This window comes from Haliscomenobacter sp., assembly GCF_040403615.1.
Classification (GTDB): domain Bacteria; phylum Bacteroidota; class Bacteroidia; order Chitinophagales; family Saprospiraceae; genus Haliscomenobacter.
Genome location: NZ_JBBAKG010000084.1, coordinates 20738 through 28159, shown reverse-complemented (window position 1 = coordinate 28159; position 7422 = coordinate 20738). Strand labels below are relative to the sequence as shown.

General features: G+C 47.4%; 6 protein-coding genes. 1 reads left to right on the top strand and 5 read right to left on the bottom strand.

The window, feature by feature from the left end:
• The first annotated feature begins 48 nt into the window (after positions 1-48).
• A complete protein-coding gene (locus ABW391_RS21675) occupies positions 49-396 on the top strand; it encodes a four helix bundle protein (RefSeq protein WP_353484011.1) in 348 nt (115 codons plus the stop codon).
• Between the two features lie 145 nt (positions 397-541).
• On the opposite strand, the gene ABW391_RS21670 is transcribed toward ABW391_RS21675, so the two are convergent.
• From ABW391_RS21670 to ABW391_RS21650, 5 genes are all read right to left on the bottom strand, one after another.
• Complete coding sequence (locus ABW391_RS21670; protein ID WP_353484010.1) at positions 542-1687, bottom strand: Gfo/Idh/MocA family protein; 1146 nt, start codon at positions 1685-1687, stop codon at positions 542-544.
• A 96-nt stretch (positions 1688-1783) separates the two neighbouring features.
• The gene (locus ABW391_RS21665) at positions 1784-2617 is read right to left on the bottom strand and encodes a sugar phosphate isomerase/epimerase family protein (RefSeq protein WP_353484009.1); all 834 of its coding nucleotides are present in this window, start codon (positions 2615-2617) and stop codon (positions 1784-1786) included.
• On the bottom strand, positions 2614-3996 hold the full coding sequence (locus tag ABW391_RS21660; RefSeq protein ID WP_353484008.1) for a glycosyl hydrolase: 1383 nt from the start codon (positions 3994-3996) through the stop codon (positions 2614-2616). Before ABW391_RS21660 ends, ABW391_RS21665 begins: the two co-directional genes overlap by 4 nt.
• A gap of 190 nt (positions 3997-4186) precedes the next feature.
• Entirely contained in the window at positions 4187-5530 is a 1344-nt protein-coding gene (locus ABW391_RS21655) for an AAA family ATPase (RefSeq protein WP_353484007.1), read from the bottom strand.
• A gap of 86 nt (positions 5531-5616) precedes the next feature.
• Entirely contained in the window at positions 5617-7386 is a 1770-nt protein-coding gene (locus ABW391_RS21650) for a PQQ-dependent sugar dehydrogenase (protein ID WP_353484006.1), read from the bottom strand.
• Positions 7387-7422 lie beyond the last annotated feature (36 nt).

Here is a 7422-nt window from a genome sequence, read left to right as displayed (position 1 = left end):
GCTGATAGCTGAAAGCTGATGGCTGAAAGCTTTAAACTTATAAAATACATGCGAGACTTTACAAAACTGGAAGTTTGGAAAAGAAGCCATGCCCTTACTTTGCGAATTTACCAAATTACTAAACACTACCCCAAAGATGAACTTTTTGGATTAACCTCACAGATGAGGCGTTCCTCCTCTTCCATACCTACCAACATTGCAGAAGGATGCGGTAGAAACACCAATCCACAACTCAAACAATTTCTTGCAATAGCGACAGGCTCTTCCTCAGAACTACAATATCAATTGATTCTTTCAAAGGACCTTCAATATATCTCAGAATCCAGTTTTATAGAACTCCATGAAGAAATTGTACAGGTACGGAAGATGATTTTTGCTTACAGTAATCAGCTTTGAGCGGTCAGCTATCAGCTTTGAGCTATCAGCCGTCAGCCGTCAGCCGTCAGCCGTCAGCCATCAGCTTTGAGCAGTCAGCCATCAGCTATCAGCCAATGCCTCAAATTTGCTAAAAGCTGATGGCTGATGGCTCAAAGCTGACCGCTCAAAGCTCAGGTATGTCTACCCAACATCTTTTTGCCCAACTTTCCAAGCCCTTCTCTGCCAACTGTACGCCCCTTGCGCCAGCCTTCAAATTCCAGGGGAAAGGCTCATCGTTGACCACGTGTTTCAAAAACAACTCCCATTGCACTTTGAAGGCGTTGTCGTGTACTTCCTGCTCTGGTACTTTGGACCAGCCGCCGAAGAAATCGATGGGTTGAGCAATATCGGGATTCCAAACGGGTTTGGGCGTATTGCCATAATGCTGGATGTAACATTCGCGCAGACCAGCTACTGCCGAGCCTTTGGTGCCATCCACCTGGAGTGTCAACAAATCATCGCGCCGAACGCGCACTGCCCAGGAAGAATTGAAATGGGCAATGACCCCGTTTTCCAATTCAAATGTGGCATAAGCAGCATCATCTGCGGTACAGTCGTAGGGGTTTCCATTTTCGTCAACCCGCTTAGAAATATGGGTAGCGCCCAGACAAGAAACCGCTTTCACTTTGCCAAAAACTTCATCCAGCACATACCGCCAATGGCACAGCATGTCGACAATAATGCCCCCGTCGTCCTCTTTGCGGTAGTTCCACGAAGGGCGCTGTGCCGCGATGTTGTCGCCTTCAAACACCCAGTAACCAAACTCGCCCCGAACGGAAAGGATTTCGCCAAAGAAACCTTGTTGAATCAGGCGCTTGAGTTTGACGATACCCGAGAGCCAGAGTTTGTCTTGTACCACGCCATTTTTCAGTCCAGCTTTGGTGGCCAAGTCGTACAATTCCAAAGCCGATTCGGTGCTGACCGCCACCGGTTTTTCACAATAGATGTGTTTCCCGGCGTTGATTGCAGCTTTGACCGCATCGGCGCGTCGGCCAGTGGTTTGAGCATCGAAGTAGATGCTGTAGTGCGGACTGTTCAAGGCATCGTCCAAATTGGTGCTCATATTGGTAATGCCGGTTAGTGCGCAAAGTCTTTTTAACTTGCTTTCATCCCGACCAATTAGGATGGGATCTGGCATAATGGTGTCACCGTTGCTCAGTTTTACCCCGCCTTGTTTGATGATTTCGGCAATAGAGCGCAGCAAGTGTTGGTTGGTACCCATGCGTCCGGTAACGCCGTTCATGATGATGCCGATGGTGTGTTGGTGCATATTTTTAAGCTTTCAGCGATCAGCTTTCAGCAGTCAGCCGTCAGCCATCAGCTCAAATTTGCTGAAAGCTGAAAGCTGACTGCTGATAGCTGACCGCTATGAGTTGTTTTTGTATCCAGTGATGATTCTTTGCAAAAATTGCGATTGATCCTGTTTCCAGTATTCTGTTGAAAAAATTTCCACTTCAATAAAGCCATTGAATCCGGTTGCTTCTACCCAGGAGCGGATTTTTGGGAGCGGAATACAGCCTTCACCCATTAGCCCACGGTCGTTGAGCATATCTACTGTTGGGGATTTCCAGTCGCAGATGTGGAAAGCGAGCAGGTGCTTGTTTTCGCCACAGCGCTTGATTTCCTGTTTCAGACTGGGGTCCCACCACAGGTGGTACACATCTACTGCTACACCTACCCAGGGAGAGTTGATGGCCTCGCACATGTCGTTGGCTTGGGCGAGGGTATTGATGGCCGAACGGGTATCCGCGTACATCGGGTGCAGGGGCTCAATGGCCAGTTGCACACCTGCTGCCGAAGCTTCGGGAAGCAGGGTTTCGATGCCATCTTGAATCTGTTGGCGGGAATCGGCCAGGGGTTGTGCTGGATCGGCCCCACACACCAGAACAATCAGCTTGGTGCCCAGTTCGTAGGCTTCTTCGATGGCTTTGCGGTTGTCGTCGGTGGCGGCTTGCCTTTTTGTGGGATCGATGCTGGGGAAGAAACCTCCTCGGCACAGCGATACAACCGACAGATCATGCGCTCTCAACAGATCTCCGGTCTTTTTGATGTCTCTGCCCGCCAGTGCATCGCGCCAAACGGTGATGCCTTTCACGCCAGCTGCGGAAAAGTTTTGGGCCGCTTCTTCAATTCCCCAAGGCTTGGTCGTGATGGTGTGGATACAAAGCCTGGAAAGATCGGTGATGGGTTGGTGGCTCATTTAACGCAGTTGAAAAAGGTGTAATAAGGCTCATTGTTGACCATCCGTTGCAGGTAAAGGCAAAGTTCCCGAATGTGGTAGTCACCCCACATGCAGGATTCTCCATTGGCAATTTTGCTGCCTGCAGGTACATGATCCCAACCATTGGGCTGGTGGTAAATGGTGTGCAACAACAAGCCCTGGTGCTTTTCATCCGTACTCAAATAGGGTTCATCCAATAGGGTATTGACTACCGTAAGCCCGGCTTGCAGGTACTTTTCGCCAGCAGCAGCATTTCCCTTGGCAGTGAGGTAACTGCCCAAACGCAATAAACCCTGAGCCCCAATCGCTGCCGCAGAACTGTCTACGGGTTCATGATCGTTGTAAGGGTCGGCGGGTTTTTCTAAATAATCGCCTAATTTATACAAATTTGGCGCACCCGTATCCCAATAAGGAATGCCATCAATGGGGGTATTTTCGATGTAAAAATCACAGGTGGCTTGTGCTGCTTTTAACATCATCCCTTCCAATGCTGCTTTGCCGCCAAAAGGAATCAAACTTGCCTCATCAGCGGTGTCTAGCCATTCCAATTGTTCGGGAAAACCACACATGGCCCAGGCCAAACCTCGCGTCCAGGTGGTAAAGCCCGTATAGCCTTGCTGTGAATTGGGGCAACGGAAATTGCCATCTTTGACATTGAAAATACTTTCGTGCGCGGTGCGTCCCCAAACATCATAGGAGTCGCGCCCTTCTCCGTAAAACACGGAATATTGAGCAGTAGCCTGAATGTGCTGCAAAGCCCGCTCCAACAAGCTTATTTTCACATCGCCTTCGGCCTGAAACACATGTCCCAATTCATACGCAACGGTTAAAGAGCGGCAGGAACGGATGGTGTCCACAAACAAGGAATGCGCTCCGTTGAAAGAATGGATAAATCCTCCCGTTTTGATGCTGGTCCAGCGAGCAGCCTGCACTGCGCCAGAGATTTTCAGCGCCAATTCATAGAAGTTTTGCTCCCATTCATTGTGGGGGATTTTGCCTTCCCGCATCAAGCGCAACAGGTTGCCATAAGTACTGACGTTGTTGAACCCATGGTCATGTACCCCAATGTGACTCACGTGGGGCGCCATTTTGGTCACCGTTTGGTGTTTGGCCCGATCCAGGATTGGTTTTTCGCCCGTGGCGTCGAATTGAAGAATGGCCGAGCCGTATTGAAAGCCTTGCGTCCATTCTGTCCAGCCACGGGTGGTGTATTTGCCGTCCACAGTGAAAACTGGAGAGCCTTTTGATTCATCGTATGCTGAATCGATCAGCTTGATTTTTTGTGCAGAGAGTGTCCAAAATCGTTCGAGTTTGCTCGACAAGTCATTGGGCGTGCGTTTTTCGTCCGTCCTGATCATTTTTAGTTTTTTGCTTGTTTTGGGTAAAAATAAAGAGGATAGTGGGAACGGCATATTTTATTTTGCAGGAATCGGTATTTTTTATGCACGCTGGGTTCTGTTTTTTCATCTTCACAAACAATGAGAAAAAAGTGGTCATACCTTCTAACCCTCACAGGACGCATGGTCTCGTCTTTGGTCTTTTGTTTGTTTAGTTTTCCTCTTCTTGCCATTGGGTATTGCGGATAAATTTTTGAAAATCACCCAACACAGGGATTGCTCCATATCTGCCCTCAAAATAACGTTTCTCTTTGTCTGTGTCTGGCCGTTCTTTCTCGGATTTGAATTCCCCATTTTTTTCTCCAAAATAAACAAAATCCGACAGGGAATAAATTTCGGTACTTTCCCATTGGTTTTTTTCTGCAAAACAGATTTGATCTCTTCTGAGACTGGAATAACTCAACAGATTGGTATCGTGGGTCGCAAAAATCAATTGAGCATTATTGGGATTGCTTTTTTTGTCCAGAAATACATCAATGGTATTTAAAGTCATGATCGGATGAAGTTTTGCTTCAATTTCATCAATAATCAGTACGCCACCGTTGGCCAAAGCCCATAAAATCGGACCACTCAACTGGAAAGCTTTTTTTGCTCCTGAAGATTCCCTTTCCTCCCATTGCCAACTATATGTTTTCCCTGTTGGCAATGCATTGGCATCATAAAAACGGTGCTTCGCAAAAACCGTATAACTCTGCTTACCAGCCAGGTTTTTTGTCAATTGAGATTTAATGTTTTTAGGCAGGTCATCGGGCAATTCAGATTCATCAAAATCTTTGGTACTTACATCAACATCCACGATGTTTAAGTTCAGTGAGGCTAAATAGTCTTTGATTTTTTCCCGATAGACTTTGTCTTGCCAAAGCTCAACGGTTTGAATTTCTTCAAATTCAGTATTTAGACCATCAATCATGCTAAAATGGCTGAACCATTGCATGATGCTCTTGGCTTCTTCAACATTAAAATTATCGCAAGTAGATAAAAACAGAGCGTTGGTTCTGGTGGCTTCAATTGCAGCATCGATGATCCTCTTCGAGCCATTGAATCCTGAACTCACATCAATGACCTCGCCCTCCCTCGTAAACAAACTTACTTCCCGCCCTAATGATTTGCGAAACAACCACTCACTGGTAATTTGGGTTGCTGTAAATTCCAGGCCATAGCGGTATCGGTTTTCTTCGATTACGAAGGTAATTTCAAAACGGGTGGGTTTTTCCTCCCAACCTTCCCTCAATAAAAAAGGATCGTGCGGCAAGCGAGTAGTAGAGGAGGTTCTGGCTGAAACATGAACCAAGCGATCCAATAGGCTCATGGCTCTGAGAATATTGGATTTACCGCCGCCATTGGGGCCGTAAAGCGATATGGCATTGAGCGCCTGATAACGACCTTTGCTGATGATGTTTTGGAGGTGGTCTTTTTGTTTTGGTGCAGGCACCAAACTCAAAGTCTGTTCTTCTCCAATTGATCGGTAGTTGGCGACCTTAAATTCGATCAACATGACTTATTTTGTATTTTTTTTGCAAAAAAAGCCATGTTGGATTAAAAAACAAGCGTGAGACTGTTTTTTTAAACACTGATTGATAATCACTGCCCTGCCTGACACCCCACAATCCCATACACCTTCCCATCCGATTTGGTATAAATGAACAACTCTTTATTCAGTCCTACGCCTAATCTAAAATCAGGTTTGATGCCATTGTTGAGGCCCAGAATGGTCACCAATTCGTTGCCCATTTTGAGTTCAAACTCTTGAATGGTGGCTTGTTTGCCTTGTTTCAATTGATCTACCTCCGCAAAAAAGATCCTGCCAAGGGCAATTTCGCCAAAAATGTATTTGCCCCGAAGTTGTGGGATGGCGGTACCGGTATACACAAAACCACCTTCGATGGCTTTGCCTTCATCGTGGTCAAATTGGAGCACTGGGTAGAGGTAATGCTGGGTGTTGTCATCCTGCGGCAGATTGTATACCCGATCCATTTTAGCCCGCGGGTTGATCACAAAAGTACCTTCGCGGTAAGGCCAGCCGTAATCGCCGCCAGCAATGCCCAGGTTCAATTCTTCGATATTGGCATGACCGATATCGGCAATCAGTAATTTCCCATCGGGAGTCCAGGTAAAGCGATTGGGATTACGAAAGCCCCGGCAATACACTTCCCGACAAGCCACGGCATCGCTGAGTTTGGCATAGGGGTTATTGGGTGGGATGCCATAATGTCCATTCTTGCTGTTGTTGCCACTTGGATCTATGCGCAATACTGAGCTCCAGATGCGGCTTTTGTCCTGGCAGATGAATGGGAATCCATTTTCGCTAGCCCCTCCATCCCCTACTCCGATGTACAGCAGTCCGTAATCGGGGTCACCTGCTTTGGCACCTGGATTGAAGGCACACTCTTGCACGCCGTGGATGCCGGTGACCACATTGATGCGCATTAAGGTTCTGCTTGTTCCTGACAAAGGAAGCGTGTTAGGGTCTTTGATTTTCCACTCGGTAAGCACCCATTGCATGGCCACTTTTATAGAATCCGGGTAAGCAAAATCGGCAACATCGGTTCCGGCAGCTTCGGTATGGGTGGTGTAAAAAAGGCCGTTTTTGTAAAAATCGGGGTGAAAGGCAAAACTGCCTAACCCGGTGCCCATGCCTGGTTGATTGATAAAATGGGGACGTTCCTTGTTTATTTCAAACGCAACTTGCCAGTTTGTACCGTTCAGTTCATACAAAGTTCCGCGCAAATCGTGGATGAACAAGCGGTCTTTGGTGCCCGGCAACACCCTCATTTGGTTGATGCGGGCCTTTGGCGCCTTGTCGGCGGTGAGTGGAGCAGTAGTGACGTGTTCAATGATGAGCTGGAGGCCGCCTTTGGCAATTTTTTGCGGGACTGGATCGAGTACCGGGTTTCCTAAACCGGCCTGATCGAGCACCGGCGCTTTTTGTTGGGCATGGATGTAGGATACAATAGCCTCGATGTCAGCATCCTTGAGGTTGGTAAAGGGAGGCATCAGTTGGTTGTATTCCTTAAAGAGCTGGGTGGCCCGTGGATCTCCTTGTTGGATCAACTCCGGCGCATTGCGGATGAATTTTTTCAACCAAACCGGAGTGACGGCAGCGGTCACTTGTCCCAAATTGGGGCCGATTCCTTTTTGTAAAAAGTTGTGGCAAGAGGTGCAATAAGCTTGAAACAATTGCTGCCCTTTGGCCAATACTTTTTCATCCTGGGAATAAGCCAAAAGCTGGGCTTGAGTGGAGGGCTTTGATGAACCCACTTTTTTTCCATTGATGCAGGCAGTAGTGCCCAACAAAAGACCAAAGAAAATGGCCAAACACAGCGTTTGCTGGAACCGGTTGTAAATACCCATCTTGATTTGTTTTCAATGTGCGATCTGTCCGCAAAT

What these genes read in the sequence shown, in the direction of transcription:
- ABW391_RS21655 (WP_353484007.1), bottom strand. Translation starts at nt 5,530, where the DNA reads ATGTTGATCGAATTTAAGGTCGCCAACTACCGATCAATTGGAGAAGAA.
- ABW391_RS21670 (WP_353484010.1), bottom strand. Translation starts at nt 1,687, where the DNA reads ATGCACCAACACACCATCGGCATCATCATGAACGGCGTTACCGGACGC.
- ABW391_RS21665 (WP_353484009.1), bottom strand. Translation starts at nt 2,617, where the DNA reads ATGAGCCACCAACCCATCACCGATCTTTCCAGGCTTTGTATCCACACC.
- ABW391_RS21650 (WP_353484006.1), bottom strand. Translation starts at nt 7,386, where the DNA reads ATGGGTATTTACAACCGGTTCCAGCAAACGCTGTGTTTGGCCATTTTC.
- ABW391_RS21675 (WP_353484011.1), top strand. Translation starts at nt 49, where the DNA reads ATGCGAGACTTTACAAAACTGGAAGTTTGGAAAAGAAGCCATGCCCTT.
- ABW391_RS21660 (WP_353484008.1), bottom strand. Translation starts at nt 3,996, where the DNA reads ATGATCAGGACGGACGAAAAACGCACGCCCAATGACTTGTCGAGCAAA.